An 18,515-nucleotide genomic window follows, 5' to 3' on the forward strand; every position below is an offset into this window, starting at 1 on the left:
GGCATTGCCAGGTTTGGCTATCGCTTAGTTTTCAGTTTTTAAGAAACCGGTAAGGGCGGCGATATCATCTTCCGCCGCCCGATTGGCAGCGGCTTCAATCGCGCGGTAGCGGCGGATGATTTCTTCGCCAATTTCACTCAGTTGGGCGCCTCCGCCCTTGGCGCCCCCCGTCACCGTGATGACGGCGGGCTGCTCCAATGCATTATTGAGCGTTTCCACCAGCGACCAAGCGCGGCGGTAGGACATGTTCATCAGCCGTGCTGCACCGGAAATCGAACCCGCTTCAACAATCGCTTCCAATAGGTCGACCTTGCCGGGGCCGATGGCCACAACCGCATCTTGGTAGACCCGCAAACGAAACCTGACTCGTACGTTCACTCTATTCCCCCCAACATCTTCAACCTGAAGCATGATTCCCGGCTTCTTCCACCCGCACGGTCTTTCCATCGACCTGCGCCAGATGCACAACTTGAGCGTTCAGCGCCAGGCGATCCTGTTCGTCATGGGACACCATTAACAGCGGAATAGCCAGTGTTCTCAAAAGCTTGTCGATTTCCATGCGCATGGACTGACGCAAGGCCGGGTCCAGAGCAGAGAACGGTTCATCCAGCAATAATACGCGAGGTTTCAGGATGGCCAGGCGAGCCAGGGCCAAACGCTGTTGCTGGCCGCCGGATAGCGTGCAAGGCCGCTGGTGAGCAAGGTGGGCAATTTCGAATCTCTCCAACCAATACATGGCTTCTTCTTTATGTTGCCGCGTCAGCCAGCCCCATACTCCACGCCGCAACCCAAAGCCCACATTGGAAAGCACCGATAAATGCGGTAGCAGTGCGTAATCCTGAAACAAGAACCCTAATTTGCGCCGCTGCGGCGGCCAATGGGTATTGGATTCTTTTTCGTAGAAAAGATCACCGCCAATGCGAATATGGCCTGAATCCGGGCGGATCAATCCGGCAATGGCTTGCAAAACCATGGTCTTGCCGATGCCCGACGGCCCCATCAACACAATGCGTGGCGCATCGGAACGCAACTGTACATCCAACTCGAAGCGGCGGGTGGGAAGCACCAGAGTCTTTCGAATATGCACATCACACCAGGGCGTTGTTGGGCTGAACGGCCCTTGGTCGGGAACCACCCGGTCGGCCACCTCGCCGCTGTTGTGCTGTTCCCCTGTCTGCCTGAACAGCTTCGCCTGGCTACTCATGCCCTGCCTCCCCGGGTTTGGCGGCGCCCCTGCGTCAACCAGGTCGCTATCAACAGAAAGCTGATACACACCACGGAAATCACCAGCGCCATAACGTTGGCGGCACCGTCCCGGCCTGCCTGAACGGCTTCATAAATAGCAATGGAAAGGGTTTGGGTTTTGCCGGGTATGCTGCCCGCAATCATGAGGGTGGCGCCAAACTCACCCAGCGCCCGCACAAAGCCCAGCATGACGCCCGCCATAATGCCGCGCCAAGCCACCGGCACACTTATACGTAGAATGATTCCCAACTCGCTGACGCCCAGTACCCGCCCGGCCTGTTCCAGCTTGTGGTCCACCGACTCAAACGCCGCCCGCGCAGGCTTGAATACCAACGGAAAACTGACGACGGCGGCGGCGACAATTGCACCTTCAATGCTGAAGATAAGATTGATGCCAAAGTGCTGCTTAAGCCAGGCGCCAAACACCCCCTGGCTGCCAAATAACACCAGCAGGTAATACCCCAGCACGGTGGGCGGCAACACCATGGGTAGCGTGCAGAGCGTATCAAGTACATTGCGCAGCCGGTTGTCGCTGCGCGCCAGGTACAAACCCAGAGTGATACCCGTAACCGAGCTGAATAAGGTGGCCCAGACAGCCACTTTGAGAGATAGAAAGAGCGGCGTCAGTACTTCCGCCAAAGAAGGCCAGTCACTCATAGCTAAGCCCCGCCGCTGTGTTGCCCGAGGACAGGCGCTGGCAACCCATCTGGCTGCGTAACGGGCCAAAAGGCTGCGGCGACACCATCAATGGGCACGCTCAAAACCAAAGCCTGCCAACACACCCTGACCTTCCTCAGACAGCAGTAGATCGACAAAGCGCTGGGCGGCGGGCTTGCCCTCACCATGCTGAAGCACGGCAACGGGGTAACTAATTCGCTGTTCAGTCGGCACGGTGTACGACACTTTGACTTTGCCCTTCATCAGCACGGCATCGGTGCCATAGACAAAGCCCGCATCCACTTCACCACGCGCCACATAATCCAGGGCCTGACGCACATTCTGAGCCAGAATCATTTTCTCCAGCAGCGCATCCCACTGGCCGGCGGCCTTTAGAGAATGCTTGGCATAGCGCCCCACAGGCACACTTTCCGGGTTACCCACAGCAATGCGTTGCACCGTATCCGCGTGCAAAGCGTCAATTGAATCCAGAACATATCCCGCATTAGCCGGCTGAATCAGCACCAGCGTGTTCTGCACAAACGACTGGCGTGTGCCCTGCACCACCCAACCCCTGTCTTCAGCTCGGTTCATGGTGACTTCATCGGCACTGGCGAACACATCAACCGGTGCGCCTTTGAGAATTTGCTGCAGTAAGGAGCCGGATGCGCCAAAATTCAACTGCACAGAGTCTTCAGGGTAAGCCGCTGAAAACCGCGCAGCAATTTCCGTGAAGGCATCGGCGAGGCTGGCCGCCGCAGATACGGTGATGGTTTCCGCCGATACGCCGTGCGCGGTAAAAACCAAGCTCAAGGCCGCCGCATATCTGGTAAGCACCGCTACCCGCTTCTTCATAATGAAAATCTCCTGAACACGGCTGCCCAAGGCACAGCGCTTACGTAATATACCAACAAACACAGCGCCGAGTTAAAAAAAGGGAAGCCGACGCTTCCCTTTTTCATGGCTGCAACACACGCCTACATCGAGGATACGCAGGCTTCCAGCCCAGCGCCCACCTGATACAGCGTTGCTTCGTCGTGCATCTTTCCGATTAACTGCAAGCCAATGGGCAAACCTTCTTCATCGCGCAGAAAGGGCACGGATAAACTAGGATGTCCGGAAAAATTCGTTGGTGCAGTCAGGCGGGTCAATAGCCAGGGGGTGTGGTGGGTTTCACCATTCAACGGTGTCTGGCGTTCATCCAGCAAGCGGGCTGTAATGCCGCAGGTCGCTGTCAGCAGCACATCAACGTCTTCGAGTGCAGTGTCGAAGCTCGCGATGGCCGTTTGCTGGAAATCCAAGCTACGCAGGTAATCTACCGCGAGGGTATCCTTGCCTCCCAACAGCCTTTCCTTCACCTCGGCAATATAAGGCGCCCCTTTAAGCAACGCCGCTTCGTGGACGGCATAAGCTTCGGTTTTCAGGATTAGCTGTTGCGCCTCGTAGATCTGCTGTATGTGATCAATCTCCACCGACTTCACCGTGCAGCCAGCCGCCTCAAATGCCCGAATGGCCTCTTGAAGGCTGTTGGCTACCGAAGGCGAAAGATACTCGGTGAAGAAGCGCTGCGGCACGCCAATGGTCAGCCCTTGCAGACCGACATCCAGCTTGCGGGTATACGTGCCGGGCTCTTTGCCGGACATGACCTCCAAGAACACAGCATTGTCTCGCACGTCAGCGGAGATGGGGCCGGTGTAGTCCAGGGTTTTCGAAAGCGGGAATACCCCGCGCTTGGACACAAGGCCTAGCGACGCCTTCATGCCCACCACACCGCATAACGCAGCAGGCAACCTGATGGAAGCACTGGTATCGGTACCCACTGCCCCATAAGCAAGACCCGCGGCCACTGCCGCTGCGGAGCCACTGCTGGACCCGCCAGGCATCCGTGACAGATCAGCAGGATTTTTTACCGGGCCAAAATCAGAGCGGTCTCCGGTAGAGCCGTAGGCGAACTGATGCGTATTGGCCTTACCGATAACGATGGCGCCTTCCTTGCGCAGCAGGCGAACCACCTCGGCATCCGTGCTGGACTCATTCTCCAGATACTGTTCCGACCCCATTGTCGTGCGGTATCCGGCCACTTCCACCAAATCTTTTACAGCTACGGGCACGCCCAGCAACGCGCCGCCCGCCTCCCCTGCCGACAGCCGTTGTTCAGCTGCTTCGGCTTCCTGCTTGGCCTGTTCGGCGCATACTGTGATGAATGCATTCAGAGGTGAGGCGTTTATCGCCGCCAGCATCTCCTCAATCACAGCCACAGGGGATTGCTCGCCCTTGCGATAGCTTTGGACAAGCTCTACCGCACTTTTCATGACCTCTCTCCGAAGCGATAGCTTTCGTATTGCGTTCTGCAGGGGCAGCCACTTGCCACCTTCATCACGCCTTCGTCGAGGTCTGTGACGATGGAAAATACCGTTTCAAAAATGTTGCCGCGTTTGCCCACGGGCCGGGGGTCACTTTCCGCATGGCGGCAGATGGAATCCGGATAATTCTTATGGTCGCGCAGAATCTCGCTGATGGCGTCGGCGGTGATGGGACCGTCGTGATTCTCCAGCCGCTGGCGTGCCACGCCGAGGCGAATATAGGTATCTGGCGCTCTCTCGGGGAATTTATCCTTCACCTGGCCGACCAGCTTAGGGCTGATGAAATGATTGGCATGCGCAAGCACGCCTTCCTGATTGAACAGCACATCGTAACCATCGTTGGACAGCTCAATGCAGGCCGCAATGCCTTCCTTGGAAGCCACGTGCAGGTTCACGCCATTAGCCGACTTCTGCTGAATGGCAGCGCCAATAGCCTCGCCCAAGGACCGCGAGTTCAACGCCCCGCGCACGGCGCAATGCACGGGCAAGCCTCCAGGTGTTCCCTCGCAGCCCAGGGCGTTGAAACATACGCCCAGCCCGGCATCATTCATCCCGATCTTTCCAATCAGGCCAGCTTCGGTCACCATCAGAATGCGTGGCTTGTCCTGCTGTTCAATTTCCACCGTCAGCATGACATCGTGGTATCGAACGTAATGGTCCCAGTTCTGCGCCACATAGGTATGCCCATCCGAGCGCGAAGGCAGGACCGACAACGTCGTGCAGCCATCTAGGGCGGCGGCCGAAAAAATCACTTCTGACCGGGCATTCAGCGTGACAATATCGATCAAGGGGCGCTGCAGGCCATCGGCCATACCCTGCATTTCGGCCAGGATGTCCGGGTCATAGCTTTCGATGGCTTCCACATAAACCTGTGCGCGCTCCACCGCCTGTTCCCAAGTTACACCGACTGAAGCGAACAGTTCGGCATACAGATCAATACAGCGATTGATCTTTACTCCTGCCTGCTGGGCCAGTTGCATACCAATTTCATATGGCGAACCACCCACTTTGACATACTGAAATGCCATTTCCTACTCCTATGCACCATGACGAGGCTTGCTCGCCCGGGAGCGGCACATGATGTTCCAGCGCCGCTCCGGGTCAAGCCGATAAACTCAGGAAAAACGGTTGGGCACGTAACAACGCACCCACTGCTTCCTTAGTTGAAGGGGACGATCTTGCCTTCCTTGAAGGTGGCCAGCCGAACTTCACCACTGTTTTGCTGCTTCTCGTCAAAACTGATTTTGCCCATCAGAATCTCGTAGCCCTCGATCTGCTTCAGACCTTCCTGAATCTGCTTGGGAGTCGCGCCGCCGCCACGTTTAGCCGCTTCAAGCACCGTGAAAATTGCATCGTAGGTGCCGGCTTCGAAGGCGCCCGGTTCTGAACCGTATTTTTCCTTATAAGCCTTCTCGAAATTCTTGGATATTTCGTTATCCAGCCCCGGCAGCCAGGTGGTGGGGAAGACAGCTCCGTTAGCTGCATCACCTGCCAGTTCCGCAAACTTTGGCACACCCTGGCCCATGTTCACCACCAGCGTGACATCCAGGCCCAGCTCTTTCACTTGGCGAGCGATGATGGAGCCTTCCGTGTAGTAACCGTGAACAAACAGCACTTGCGGGTTGGTTTCCTTGATCTTGGAAAGCTGAGCCTTGAAGTCGGTTTCGCCACGGTTGTATTCCTCATAGGCCGTGACCGTGGCGCCCAACTCCTTGGCACGCTCACCCGCAGCCTGGGTAGGCGGTTTGCCGTAATCAGAGTTCTCTACCAGAAACGCAAAGCTTTTGATCTGCTTGTTTTCAATGAAGTACTCAACCGCCTTGGTGTCCAGCTGGGCGTCGGTCATGTTGATACGCCATGTGTACTTGTAGCCCTGCTCGGTAATGGTGGGCGAACCGGCCATCCCGTTAACCACCGGCACCTTGTAGCGCTCATTCTCGCGAGTGAACGCAATGGTTACCAGACTGGCCGACGAGCCGACGATGGCGTCGACTTTTTGCTGAGTCAGCAGCTTTTTGGCTGCGTTAATGCCTGCCGCCGGGTCGCTGCGGTCGTCTTCCGCTACAAATTCAATGGGTTTGCCATTGAAGCCACCTGCCTGGTTGATGAGATCCACCGCCAGTTGGGTTCCCATGCGATGGCTCTCACCATAGGCGGCAGCCGGGCCCGAAATGGATTCGATGATGCCGATCTTCAACGTATCTTTGGCATGGGCAGCGCCAGTGGCTGCCGCAAACCCGACAATCGCCAGGCACAACTTTGATTTATTAAACATGCTCCATCTCCTTTTTGTGGAACGGGTAATTAAAACGGCCAGAAAAAGACGTCAATCTTCGATGCCCAGATAAGCCTTTCTCACGGTATCGCTCTCCAGCAAGGCTTTAGTGGTGTCGGTCGCAATGATCTCCCCTGACTCCATCAGGTAGCCACGCTGAGCGATTTTCAGAGCCAGGGTGACGTTCTGCTCAACAAGCAAAATCGTGGTGCCTGCCGCATGAATTTCCTGCAGCTTCTCCATCAGTTCAGCAACCACAAGCGGCGCCAAGCCCAGCGAGGGCTCATCCAGCAGCAACAATTTGGGTCGCCCCATGAGGGCACGCCCAATCGCCACCATCTGCTGCTCGCCGCCACTCATCGTTCCTGCTTTCTGTTTCCAGCGCTCTTTCAAGCGCGGGAACTGCTGCAGGATTTTGTCGATGTCTTCTTTCATTTCCTGGCTGGTGGAACGGCGCGCACGGGCACCGATAGCCAGGTTCTCAGCCACGGTGAATTCTGGGAAAACGCGCCGCCCTTCGGGCACAATGCTGATGCCCCGTCTGATAATGGCGTCGGGCTTTTCGGCTTCGATGCGATCTCCAAAGAACTCGATACTGCCTTGGCTGACCGGCTGCAGGCCGATAATGGATTTCAGCAAGGTGCTTTTGCCTGCTCCGTTCGCTCCAATCAGCGTGACGAACTCACCCGACTCGACCTCCACGTTGATGTTTTTTATGGCATGAACGTGGCCATAAAATGTGTCGATATTCTGTATTTTCAGCATGTCATTCGCCCCCGCTACCCAGGTATGCCGCAATCACCTTGGGGTCGCTCTGAACCTGTTGTGGATCGCCTTCGGAAATTTTGTTGCCGTATTCCAGCACGACGATCCGACTGCAAAGGTCCATGACCAGCTTCACATCATGCTCAATCAGGACGATGGTGTAGCCCATCTCATTGAGCCGCTTGATCAAGGCCTTGAGCGCGACACGCTCCTGCAGGTTCAGGCCGGCAGCCGGCTCATCCAGCAGCAATACTTTCGGGTCGGTCGCCAGGGCACGAGCAATATCGAGCTGACGCTGCTCGCCATACGGCAGGTTTTTCGCCAGCTCATCCTTTTTGCCATCAAGCCCCACATAGGAAAGGAGTTCGACGCAACGTCGCTCAGCCTCTTTACGCTCTTCGCGTTCCCGAGACGTACGCAAGATAGAAGACAAGACCCCGGCCTTTGTGCGGCTCTGCCTGCCAATCATGACGTTCTCAACCAGTGTGAGGTCGGGGAACACCATGATGTTCTGAAACGTGCGCGCCACACCCAGGCGGTTGATCTGGTCCAGACGCATCTTGCTGATTTCGTGCTCTTTGTAGAGCACCTTGCCAGACGTTGGCGTATAGATTCCGCTAACCACGTTGAACAAAGAAGTCTTGCCTGCGCCGTTTGGCCCGATCAGCCCGGTTACCTTGCCTTCTTCTATATCGAATGACACCTGGGTCAGTGCGCTGACGCCGCCAAACCGCAGGGAAACGTTTTGTACCGACAAAGTCATTATCTGGCCCTCCAGCGTTGAATTGCATTGGGCAGATCAGACAAGCCTTTAGGCAGGAAAAGAATCACTGCGGCCAGCAATGCGCCATATACAAGCACGTTATAGCTTCCAAATCCTTGTGAATACTCTTCGAGAATCGTGATTGCAAATGCGCCGATAATCGAACCGTACAAGTTGCCGATGCCGCCGATGAACGCCATCACGAAAAAGAAGATTGAGATATGCAGCCCCAGCCTGTCCGGGTCGATAAAGCCGTCGTAATGGACGAACAGCGTGCCGGCAAAGGCTGCGAACATGGTGCTGATGGTGAAAGAAATCACCTTGTACTTGAAGACTGGAATTCCCAGGCTCTGAGCCGCCAGTTCGTTATTGGCAATAGATCGCAAAGCGTCACCGGTGCGTGAGTCCGTGATCCGACGCAAGATGATGAAGCCCACCACCATGCAGAACAGCACCATGTAGTAATACAAAATATCGCTATTGAGCGACCAGCCGAAAAAGCTGGGCTCGGGCACGGCCGTCAAGCCGGATGGGCCGCCGGTAATCGAGCTGTTCTTCACCAAGGTTTGGAGAATCACGCCCACCGCAATACTGGCCAGGGCCAGGTAGTGGCCACTCGTGCGCAAAACCAGCAACCCCACCAGGCAGCCAAGAAAGCCCACCACAATGGTGGCTACCGCAACCGACCCCAGGAAAGGGAAGCCCGACTTCATCAGAATGCCGGAAATGTACGCAGCCAAACCGAAGAATGCTGCATGGCCCAGGGAAATCTGCCCCGTATACCCAATGAACAGCGTCAGGCCCATCACCACAATGGCAGCCGTCGCTGCGCGAATGCCCATGTGGGTAACAAATGGGTCATTCAACAACAGAGGTACAAGCGCGAGAAGCGCGATGGCAATGAGATTGCCCGTTTTCTTATTGATCAACATTGCCAACTCCTAGACTTTCTGAATCTGCTTTTTGCCAAGCAAGCCATTGGGTTTGAGCAAGATGATCAGGAGCAGAATCGAGAACGACACCAAATCCTTGTAAGCCGACGACAACAGCAACGTGCCGTACTGCTCAATGACTCCCAACGAAAAGCCGCCCAGCACCGCCCCTGAAACCAATCCCAAACCGCCCAGCAACGCTGCGGTAAAGCCTTTCAGGATGATGAGTTGGCCCATATCAAACGTAAGCACCGCAATCGGCACATAGACGATTCCGGCTACCGCACCCAAAACTGAGCACAGACCAAAAGTCATGTTGTTGACCCGGGAAACATTGATCCCCATCATGCGTGCGGTCGTCTTGTCTTGAGCGACGGCGCGCAATTGCAGGCCCAGCGATGTCTTGGTGAATAAGACATAGAGCAGCGCCATGATGATGAAGGTGGTGCAAATGACGATGACATACTGAGCACTGATCTGGACGCCGCCAAACTTCAGAACCGTATCGGTCATGGCCGGGAAGCGGTAGGCCGAAGAGCCGAAAATCAGCTGCGCGACAGCCCGCATCATGATGAATAACGCAATTGTCATCACCAGCAGGGAGAACCCGTTGGAATTGTCCTCAAGCTTTCTAAGGAAAATCCGCTCAATCAACGAACCCAGGATGTAGGCGGAAATCATGCTCAGCGGCAATGCCAGCCACATGGAAAGTTCCAAGTCGACATGAAACACATAGCCAAGAAAGGCGCCCGCCATAAAAAATTCGCCCTGAGCGAAGTTAATGACGTCCATTCCCCTGAAAACCAGGGTGATCGCTAGTGCAATCAATGCGTAAGTGCTGCCTAACGACAGACCAAATAAAAGTTGCTGGAAGAAATTTTCCATCAAGCCCACTCCAGTACATTTAACGAGGCTCCGGCCCCCGCCTGCCACGCATAAGACAAATTACCCAAACGTTCGGGCATTCTAGAGAGGGCAGAGTGGCGCTACAAGATAGTAGAAACCCGAACGTTTGGGTAAATGGGCAAAAAAATTATCGGGGCTGTGAGCTCTCGCGCACAAAAAGCGTGGGTTCCAGGCGTTCGGATTCCGGCTGACCCCCTGCGATGATCTCCAACAGCAGCTCAATGCCGCGATAGCCCATTTTCTCCATGGGGGAGCCAATAGATGTGAGCGCAATGGGCAGTTCTGAAGCAATCGGCGTATCGTTGAACCCAACAACCGCAACATCGTGACCGACCTGCAGACCACAATCGCGTAAAGCCCCCATCAGGCCGATGGCGAGAAAATCGTTGACCGCAAAGACGGCGGTAGGCAGATCGCCACCCCCCGAAGCAAAGAGCCGTTCGCCCACGGCACGCCCGCTAAGCGTGTCGAAACCGCTGTTGATGATCCACTGCGGGGGAATATGGATATCCAATTCCTTGCATCTTTGCAGAAACCCGGCCGCTCTGTCTAAACCCGTTGTTGCATAGGGTTCGCCCGCCAAGAGGGCAATCCGAGTGTGCCCTAGCTGAACCAGATGATCAGCCGCCATACGCCCGCCCAAGACATCATCGCAAGTCACGGAGCAATGAGAAGGAGCATGACGGCTGACGAGAACCAAAGGGATGTTCCGGCGGGCCAGATCATCCAGATAGCCCACATGATCGACCCGTGCATCACCAATAATTAGCCCCTCGACACTTTGGTCGAGCGCCATCTCACAGAACTCGGTCTGGCTCTCTGGAACATCCAGCGTCGTACCCACGAAAGTCAGGTATTTGCTGTCTTTGGCCGCAGCATCAATGCCTTCATAAATGGTGGCAAGCACAAGGTCGGTCAGGCGTGGAACCACTACGCCAATCAACCGGCTCTGGCTGGTTTTAAGCCCAATGGCCTGACGGTTCGGCCGATAGTTCAGCTCTCTGGCCAAATTCTGAATGCGCTCGATTACTTCCTGCGAAGCGGCGCGGCGCGCCTCGTCCGGTGTACCGTTCAAAACCCTTGATACGGTTGAGACATGCACCCCCAATTGGGCTGCTAGGGAACGCAAGGTGGTCCGAGAGCGCACAGTTTTGATTCTTTTTTGTGGCATCTTCACTCTTTAATGCAGTGTCGCCGGACATTCTACTGCGGGATTCGGATTTTTTATCGTTAGCACCATAGCCATCAGGGATAACTATAACGATGGACGCTCCGCTCCTTCCTGCTTCGTGCAAGACTCTATGAACCATTGAACCGGACCTAAGGCAGGCCGGCTTTTGCCCGAGCGCGAGCCACAGCCGACTATCGGCTATCGGCTATCGGCTATCGGCTGGTATCAGCTTAGATGCTGATCAAACCACGCTAATGTGCGCTTCCAGCCGTCCTGAGCGGGTTCACTGCGATAGCTTGGCCGGTAGTCGGCGTGGAAGGCATGTGGGGCATCGGGGTAGACAACGATTTCCGACGCCTTGGCCGCGTCGCTGCCTTTAGCCAGTGCGGCCTGCATGGCTTTAACGTTATCAAGCGGAATACCGGTATCTTGTTCGCCGTACAGGCCCAGCACCGGTGCGTTGATATCTTTCACCACATCCACCGGCTGCTGAGGCTGTAATTCATTCTTATCGCCTGCCAAACGCCCGTACCAGGCCACACCGGCCTTAAGCCGCGGGTTGTGAGCGGCATATAACCACACCACGCGCCCACCCCAGCAAAAGCCGGTGATGCCCAGGCGGTTCACATTGCCGCCATTCTGCCCTGCCCAGGCAACGGTGGCGTCGAGGTCGGCCATTACTTGTTCGTCGGGCACCTTGCTCACCACCTCGCTGAATAAACGGGAGATCTCCGTGTAGCGGGCCGGATCGCCCTGACGCACGAACATCTCGGGCGCTATCGCCATATAGCCTTCACGGGCCAAGCGCCGACAGACATCCTGTATGTATTCGTGTACGCCAAAAATTTCCTGTATGACCAGGATCACAGGCGCACCGCCCTCGCCTTCCGGCATGGCACGGTAAGCAGGGATGGAGCCGCCTTCAACCGGAATGCGAACCTGGCCTGCCGTCAGCCCCGACGCCTCTGTCTTGATTGCCGTTTGCGCCGCCACCGGCCCAGCGGCCGCCGCAAACCCCGCCGCCAGCGAAGTCACGAGAAAACCTCGACGGTTCAGGTGCAACGGCGGCAATAAGCTGTCGTATTCGGCTTCAAGGTGGGCGGCAAACGGCTGCGAACGGGCGTCGATAGGGGATTCCGGCTCGGCGAACGGCGGCTGGCCAGCTTTATTGATGGTTCGTCCCATTGGCATTCCTTGCTTGGTGTGAAAAATTACTTCTTATCGCCCACATGTTCAGGCTTGCCTTTATGGGGTGTAGACGCGAGGTCGTCCAGCTCTTTCTCGCTCATGGATTTGTACATCGAACGGGAAGCCCCTTTCAATTCCTTCACCGGCGTTTCGCCCCGTTTGGCCGACAAAGCGGCGCCTGCCGCCTTCTGTTGCGCTTTAGATTTTGCTGGCATGTTGTTCTCCTATCGTGATTGATCAGACAGAAGTCTGTGGAACACCTTTGCCAGCAAATACCCGGCCATGTCGCGACAGAGCGCTATGCGCGTACTAAGTAAGAACCCATGGCCAGATAGCTTCCGGGCCTCGGTAAACGCTAAACGTTAGAACGGGATATCGTCGTCCATGTCGGCCAGGTTGGTGGGCTCTTGCGACACAGGGCGTTGCTGCGCGGGAGCCGGACGCTGCTGCGGGGCCCGGGCCGGTGGAGCTTGGTTGAAATCACCGCCACCACCGCCGCCGCCCATGTCGTCGCCACGGCCACCTAGCATTTGCATTTGCTCACCGACGATTTCCGTTGCGTAGCGGTCTTGCCCGGTGTCTTTGTCTTGCCACTTGCGGGTTTTGATGCGGCCTTCCACATAGATGGAGCGGCCTTTGCGCAGGTATTCACCCGCGATTTCGGCCAGACGGTTGTAGAACACCACACGGTGCCATTCGGTTTCTTCGCGGCGTTCGCCGGTGTTGCGATCTTTCCAAGCATTGGTGGTGGCCAGCGAAATATTGCAAATCGCTGCGCCATCGGGGCTGTAGCGGACTTCTGGATCTCGACCGAGGTTACCCACAAGGATGACTTTGTTAACGGAGGCCATGTTTACACCTGTAATTGAAGAAGGTTGTTGATGATTATCGTGCATAGCGATGCAAAAAAACACCGCTGCACGTAGATGTACGGAGTGCTAGGAAGGTCGCGGGCGCGCAACACACGCCGCGAGTGTGAGTCAGCCCGGCTGGCGCATGCCACGCGCTGCTAGCAGCCACAATACGGCCAGCCCGGCGGCTAGCCAGAAGACGTGAGAGCCGTCTCCGCGGGCTGTCAGCAAACCGCCCGCCACGCCGCCCAGGAAGATGCCCAGCGATTGCAGGGTGTTGTAAAAGCCCAATGCCAAACCTTTAAACGAGGGCGGCGCTACACGCGACACCAGCGAGGGCTGCAAGGCTTCCAGCACATTGAACGCTACGAAGAACAACACCAGCAGCACAAAAATGCCGCCAAACGAAGTTGAGAACACGGGCATGAGCGCCAGCACGACGGCCATGCCCAGCACGGCGACTTCCAACGAACGCTTATGCAGCCGCCGCGTTTCGGTATAGAACACGGCAGGCACCATGGCCACAAACGACAGCACGATTACGGGCAGGTAGACCTTCCAAAGGCTGCCTGAATCATAGCCGCCCAGCCGCGCCAGCCAACCGGGCATGACGATAAACATGGCCATCAGCACGAAATGCAGCACGAAAACGCCAAAGTTCAGACGCAGTAGATCCACATGCGACAGCACATCGCGCACACGGGCCTGAATAATGTCTTCTTCCTGGCGAGGCACCACGGGCACTGCGAAGGCGGCAATCAGCAAGCAGACAAAACCCAACAGACTGATTACCCAGAACAGGCCGGACAGCCCAAAGCTGCCAACAATGACAGGCGACAGCACCAGGGACACGGCAAAGGACAGACCAATGGACGCCCCCACCATCGCCATGGCACGCGTACGCACTTCCGGGCGGGTGGCGTCGGCCACCCAAGCCGTAATGGCCGCCGACACAGCACCCAACCCTTGAATCGTGCGGCCTACCGTGATCCAGTCAACATTTGTGGCGACCGCGCAAATCACGCCACCCACCACAAACAGCACCATGCCAAAGACGATAACGGCGCGCCGCCCAAAGCGATCGGACGCCATGCCCAGTGGAATTTGCATAATCGCCTGGGTCAAGCCATAGGCGCCCAGCGCCAGGCCGACGCGGGTGGCGTCGTTACCACCGGGAATCGCCTGTGCCGCCACCGCGAATACAGGGGTCAGCAGGAACAGGCCCAACATTCGCGACGCGAACAACAACGCCAGCATGATGCTGGCCCGACGTTCAGTACTGGTTAATTTAAGGCGTTGGGGTTTTTCAGCGCTTGCGGCTGCCTGGGTCATGAAAGCTTACTCTAGGGTTCTTGAAAATTCACTGCACGCTATAGTAGCAAGTTAGCCATTGGAAAACGGTAAAGGTAGGCCAAGCAACAACGATGGAAGCTATTCGCATTCGTGGCGCACGCACACATAACCTGAAAAACGTATCCATCGACCTGCCCCGGCATAAGCTGGTGGTGGTGACGGGTTTGTCCGGCTCAGGTAAGTCATCGCTGGCTTTTGACACCCTTTATGCGGAAGGGCAACGCCGCTATGTGGAAAGCCTTTCGGCTTATGCGCGGCAATTTCTGCAGCTCATGAGCAAGCCCGATGTGGACCTGATCGAGGGCCTGTCGCCGGCGATTTCGATTGAACAGAAGTCTGCCGGGCACAACCCGCGCTCCACAGTGGGCACCATTACCGAAATCCACGACTACCTGCGCCTGCTGTACGCCCGGGTTGGCACGCCGTACTGCCCGGAACACGGCCTGCCCTTGCAAGCCCAAAGTGTGGCTCAAATGGTGGATGCCGTGCTGGCCTGGGCGCCAGAAAGTCGCCTGGCCATTCTGGCACCGGTAGCACGCGCACGCAAGGGCAGCTTCGAGGACGAATTCGCCAATTTGCAGGCGCAAGGCTTTGTGCGCGTGCGCATCGACGGCGAAATGCTGGCGATTGAAGACGTGCCCTCTTTGAAAAAGACGGAAAAACGCGATGTCGATGTGGTCGTAGACCGCCTGCGCATCCGCCCGGACGCCAAGCAGCGCCTGAGCGAAAGCTTTGAAACCGCCCTGCGGTTAACCAACGGCAGAGCCATTGCCTTGGATATGGACACCGGCAAGGAACACCCTTTCTCCAGCCATTACGCCTGCCCGGTCTGCCACCACAGCCTCACTGAAATGGAACCCCGGCTGTTCAGCTTCAACAACCCTGTAGGCGCTTGCCCCTCGTGCGACGGGCTGGGCCATGTGGAAGTCTTTGACCCACGGCGCATTGTGGCGTTTCCCGAATTAAGCCTGGCCAGCGGCGCCATTGCGGGCTGGGACCGCCGTAATGCCTTTACCCACACCTTGCTGACCAGCTTGGCCGCGCATTACGAATTCGATCTTGATACGCCGTTTGAGTCGCTTCCGGAAACCATCCGCCAACGTGTGTTGTATGGCTCGGGCGAAGAGGAAATCGCTTTCCTCTACATTAACGAAAAGGGTCGCAGCACCGTCAAGAAACACCCTTTTGAAGGCGTGATTCCCAACCTGGAACGGCGCTGGCGCGAAACCGATTCCAGTGCTGTACGTGAAGAGCTGAGCAAGTTGCGCCAGACGCAGCGCTGCCCGGACTGCCAGGGTTCGCGACTGCGCGTCGAAGCACGCCATGTATTGATTGGCGACGAACCCGGCGAACACGAACGGCGTGGCCGCCCCATTTATGAAGTGGAGGCCCTGCCGCTGAATACCTGTCTGGAATGGTTTGAAAACCTCACCCTGCAGGGCGCACGCAAAGAAGTCGCAGAGCGCATCATCCGCGAAATCGTGGCACGGCTGCAGTTTCTGAACAATGTGGGCCTCAATTATCTTTCCCTGGATCGCAGCGCCGACACCATATCCGGCGGCGAAGCCCAGCGCATCCGCCTGGCCAGCCAGATCGGTTCGGGGCTGACTGGCGTCATGTATGTGCTGGATGAGCCCTCCATCGGCCTGCATCAACGCGACAACGACCGCCTGATCCAGACACTGCAGCACCTGCGCGACTTAGGCAACAGCGTGATTGTGGTCGAACATGACGAAGACATGATTCGCGCAGCGGATTACGTGCTCGACATGGGGCCGGGCGCGGGTGAGCACGGCGGCCAAGTGGTGGCCAGCGGTTCACCTGAAGAAATCGCCGCCAACTCAGCATCGCTGACAGGCCAATATCTAAGCGGCGCCCGCAGCATTGGCATCCCGCAACGCAGGCCCATTGCTGATGACCAGCCCTGGCTGACGCTTAAGGGGGCGAGCGGCAACAACCTGCAAGCGGTGGATCTCGCCATCCCCGCCGGGCGGTTTGTGTGCATTACAGGCGTGTCGGGCTCCGGTAAATCCACGCTGGTGAACGACACCCTAGCGGTGGCCGTATCGCGCGCTTTGCACCGCGCCCAGGCCGAACCGGCCCCTTACGACAGCCTGGAAGGGCTGTCGCACTTCGACAAAATCATCACGGTGGACCAAAGCCCCATTGGCCGCACACCGCGCAGCAACCCGGCCACCTACACCGGCATGTTCACGCCTATCCGTGAATTGTTCGCCGGTGTGCCGGAAGCCCGCACGCGCGGCTACGATGCCGGGCGTTTCTCCTTCAATGTAAAAGGGGGGCGCTGCGAAGCCTGCCAGGGCGATGGCGTGGTCAAGGTGGAAATGCATTTCCTGCCCGACATGTACGTGGATTGCGATACCTGCCAAGGCAAACGCTATAACCGCGAAACGCTGGAAATCCGCTATCGCGGCTTGAACATCAGCGAAGTGCTGGGCCTTACCGTAGAACAGGGGCTGGACTATTTCAGTTCGGTGCCCGCCGTCGCGCGCAAGCTGCAGACTCTGATGGATGTCGGCCTTTCCTATCTGCGCCTGGGTCAAAGCGCCACCACCTTGTCTGGTGGTGAGGCGCAACGCGTCAAACTATCGCTGGAATTGTCGCGCCGCAGCACGGGGCGCACGCTGTACATTCTGGACGAGCCCACGACCGGCCTGCATTTTCAGGATATCGCCCTGCTGCTTGAGGTGCTGGGCAAATTGGTGGATGCGGGTAATACGGTGGTTGTCATTGAACACAATTTGGATGTCATCAAGACCGCCGACTGGGTGGTCGACCTTGGCCCCGAAGGCGGCAGCGGCGGCGGCCGCATCGTTGCCCAAGGCACACCGGAAGACATCGCTGCCTGCTCCGACAGCCATACCGGCAAATACCTGGCGCCCTTGCTGAAGCGCTGAGCCTTACATCTGAAACAGGTTGCGGTGCTCGCCGATGGCGTAGCGGTCTGTCATGCCCGCAATGTAGTCTGAGATAGCGCGCGCTTGCTGGTTCGGGTCGTCGCGCTGCCAGTCGGTATCGAGCAGGCGCGGGTCTTCCAGAAAGGCAATGAACAGTTCGCGCACGATGCGGCGCGCCTTGCTGGTCATGCGCATGACGCGAGAATGACGGTACAGGTTGCGCATCAAAAAGCTTTTCAGTTCGTCGGCCTCGCGACGCACTTCTGGCGAGAACGCCGCCAGCGCCGGTGCAGCACGGACGTCGTCCGCCGACTGTGGCCGATGTTCGTGCAGCGCTGCCAGCGTGGTTTCCGTCAAATCCACAACCAGGGTGTTGATCATGCTGCGAATGATTTCACTCACCAAGCGGCGGCGTTCAAGCCCCGGATGGCGGCGTTCCACGGCTTCGTAGTGACGGGCGAAGATGCCGACCTCCAACAATTGCTCCACCGTGAGCAGGCCGGAACGGATGCCGTCGTCGATATCATGGTTGTTGTAGGCGATTTCATCCGCCAGATTAGCCAGCTGCGCTTCCAGCGACGGTTGTTGCCGCTCGATGAAGCGACGGCCGACATCGCCCAATTGCTTGGCATGACGCACCGAACAGTGCTTGAGTATGCCCTCGCGGGTTTCAAAACACAGGTTCAGGCCATTGAAGCGGGCGTAGCGTTCTTCGAGTTCATCTACCACCCGCAGGCTTTGCAGGTTGTGCTCAAAGCCACCGGCTTCCGGAGCGAATTCTCGCATGCAGGCGTTGAGTTCATCCTGGCCCGCATGGCCGAAAGGCGTGTGGCCAAGGTCATGGGCTAGCGAAATGGCTTCGATCAAGTCTTCGTGCAGCCCCAGATTGCGCGCCAGAGTACGGGCGATCTGCGCCACTTCAATGCTGTGGGTCAGGCGGGTGCGGAAGAGATCGCCTTCGTGGTTGATGAAGACCTGGGTTTTATATTCCAGCAGCCGGAAGGCATTGCAATGGACGATGCGGTCGCGGTCGCGCTGGAAGTGGTTGCGGCCTTGCGGCGCATCTTCAGGGTGGCGGCGGCCCCGCGTGCGGGCGGGGTCGCAGGCGTAGGCGGCGAGCGCTGTCAT

Annotated in this window: 18 protein-coding genes; 1 reads left to right on the plus strand and 17 read right to left on the minus strand. The window is 57.3% G+C overall.

From position 1 onward, the window contains the following. Positions 1-24: 24 nt before the first annotated feature. The 16 genes from VRY85_RS03170 to VRY85_RS03245 all read right to left on the minus strand — a co-directional run bounded on the left by VRY85_RS03170 (position 25) and on the right by VRY85_RS03245 (position 14,448). Positions 25-411 (minus strand): winged helix-turn-helix domain-containing protein, encoded by a 387-nt coding sequence (locus VRY85_RS03170; protein ID WP_414597152.1) that lies wholly within the window; start codon positions 409-411, stop codon positions 25-27. Further along, positions 398-1,204, minus strand: a complete 807-nt coding sequence (locus tag VRY85_RS03175; RefSeq protein WP_414597153.1) for an ATP-binding cassette domain-containing protein — start codon at positions 1,202-1,204, stop codon at positions 398-400. Before VRY85_RS03175 ends, VRY85_RS03170 begins: the two co-directional genes overlap by 14 nt. Continuing rightward, on the minus strand, positions 1,201-1,902 hold the full coding sequence (gene modB, locus VRY85_RS03180) for a molybdate ABC transporter permease subunit (RefSeq protein WP_414597154.1): 702 nt from the start codon (positions 1,900-1,902) through the stop codon (positions 1,201-1,203). Before modB ends, VRY85_RS03175 begins: the two co-directional genes overlap by 4 nt. A gap of 87 nt (positions 1,903-1,989) precedes the next feature. Continuing rightward, positions 1,990-2,757 (minus strand): molybdate ABC transporter substrate-binding protein, encoded by a 768-nt coding sequence (gene modA / locus VRY85_RS03185; protein WP_414597155.1) that lies wholly within the window; start codon positions 2,755-2,757, stop codon positions 1,990-1,992. 122 nt (positions 2,758-2,879) lie between these two features. Next, positions 2,880-4,214, minus strand: a complete 1,335-nt coding sequence (locus VRY85_RS03190; protein WP_414597156.1) for an amidase — start codon at positions 4,212-4,214, stop codon at positions 2,880-2,882. Further along, positions 4,211-5,293 (minus strand): C45 family autoproteolytic acyltransferase/hydolase, encoded by a 1,083-nt coding sequence (locus VRY85_RS03195; RefSeq protein WP_414597157.1) that lies wholly within the window; start codon positions 5,291-5,293, stop codon positions 4,211-4,213. The genes VRY85_RS03190 and VRY85_RS03195 overlap by 4 nt, the downstream gene beginning before the upstream one ends. A 131-nt stretch (positions 5,294-5,424) precedes the next feature. Next, positions 5,425-6,540, minus strand: a complete 1,116-nt coding sequence (locus tag VRY85_RS03200; protein WP_414597158.1) for an ABC transporter substrate-binding protein — start codon at positions 6,538-6,540, stop codon at positions 5,425-5,427. Between the two features lie 51 nt (positions 6,541-6,591). Continuing rightward, entirely contained in the window at positions 6,592-7,305 is a 714-nt protein-coding gene (locus VRY85_RS03205) for an ABC transporter ATP-binding protein (protein WP_414597159.1), read from the minus strand. Position 7,306: 1 nt separating this feature from the next. Then, positions 7,307-8,068 (minus strand): ABC transporter ATP-binding protein, encoded by a 762-nt coding sequence (locus VRY85_RS03210; protein WP_414597160.1) that lies wholly within the window; start codon positions 8,066-8,068, stop codon positions 7,307-7,309. After that, positions 8,068-8,997 carry a branched-chain amino acid ABC transporter permease gene (locus VRY85_RS03215; RefSeq protein WP_414597247.1) on the minus strand — a complete coding sequence of 310 codons (930 nt, stop codon included), beginning with the start codon at positions 8,995-8,997 and terminating at the stop codon, positions 8,068-8,070. The genes VRY85_RS03210 and VRY85_RS03215 overlap by 1 nt, the downstream gene beginning before the upstream one ends. A 12-nt stretch (positions 8,998-9,009) precedes the next feature. Continuing rightward, the gene (locus tag VRY85_RS03220) at positions 9,010-9,885 is read right to left on the minus strand and encodes a branched-chain amino acid ABC transporter permease (protein ID WP_414597161.1); all 876 of its coding nucleotides are present in this window, start codon (positions 9,883-9,885) and stop codon (positions 9,010-9,012) included. A 148-nt stretch (positions 9,886-10,033) separates the two neighbouring features. Continuing rightward, complete coding sequence (locus tag VRY85_RS03225) at positions 10,034-11,062, minus strand: LacI family DNA-binding transcriptional regulator (protein ID WP_414597248.1); 1,029 nt, start codon at positions 11,060-11,062, stop codon at positions 10,034-10,036. 240 nt (positions 11,063-11,302) lie between these two features. After that, positions 11,303-12,262, minus strand: coding sequence for a dienelactone hydrolase family protein (locus VRY85_RS03230; protein ID WP_414597162.1), 960 nt, complete (start codon positions 12,260-12,262; stop codon positions 11,303-11,305). A 26-nt stretch (positions 12,263-12,288) separates the two neighbouring features. Next, entirely contained in the window at positions 12,289-12,480 is a 192-nt protein-coding gene (locus VRY85_RS03235; protein WP_414597163.1) for a DUF3008 family protein, read from the minus strand. Between the two features lie 147 nt (positions 12,481-12,627). Then, positions 12,628-13,116: a single-stranded DNA-binding protein gene (gene ssb / locus VRY85_RS03240; RefSeq protein ID WP_414597164.1), complete on the minus strand. Its 489-nt coding sequence runs from the start codon at positions 13,114-13,116 to the stop codon at positions 12,628-12,630. A gap of 129 nt (positions 13,117-13,245) precedes the next feature. Continuing rightward, on the minus strand, positions 13,246-14,448 hold the full coding sequence (locus VRY85_RS03245; protein WP_414597165.1) for an MFS transporter: 1,203 nt from the start codon (positions 14,446-14,448) through the stop codon (positions 13,246-13,248). Positions 14,449-14,540: 92 nt separating this feature from the next. Here VRY85_RS03245 and uvrA point away from each other — a divergent pair, with 92 nt between their 5' ends. Next, positions 14,541-17,387: an excinuclease ABC subunit UvrA gene (uvrA, locus tag VRY85_RS03250; RefSeq protein WP_414597166.1), complete on the plus strand. Its 2,847-nt coding sequence runs from the start codon at positions 14,541-14,543 to the stop codon at positions 17,385-17,387. A gap of 3 nt (positions 17,388-17,390) precedes the next feature. On the opposite strand, the gene VRY85_RS03255 is transcribed toward uvrA, so the two are convergent. Beyond that, positions 17,391-18,515 (minus strand): deoxyguanosinetriphosphate triphosphohydrolase, encoded by a 1,125-nt coding sequence (locus VRY85_RS03255; RefSeq protein WP_414597167.1) that lies wholly within the window; start codon positions 18,513-18,515, stop codon positions 17,391-17,393.

The organism is Achromobacter sp. F4_2707 (genome assembly GCF_047501535.1).
Taxonomy (GTDB): Bacteria; Pseudomonadota; Gammaproteobacteria; order Burkholderiales; family Burkholderiaceae_B; genus Yanghanlia.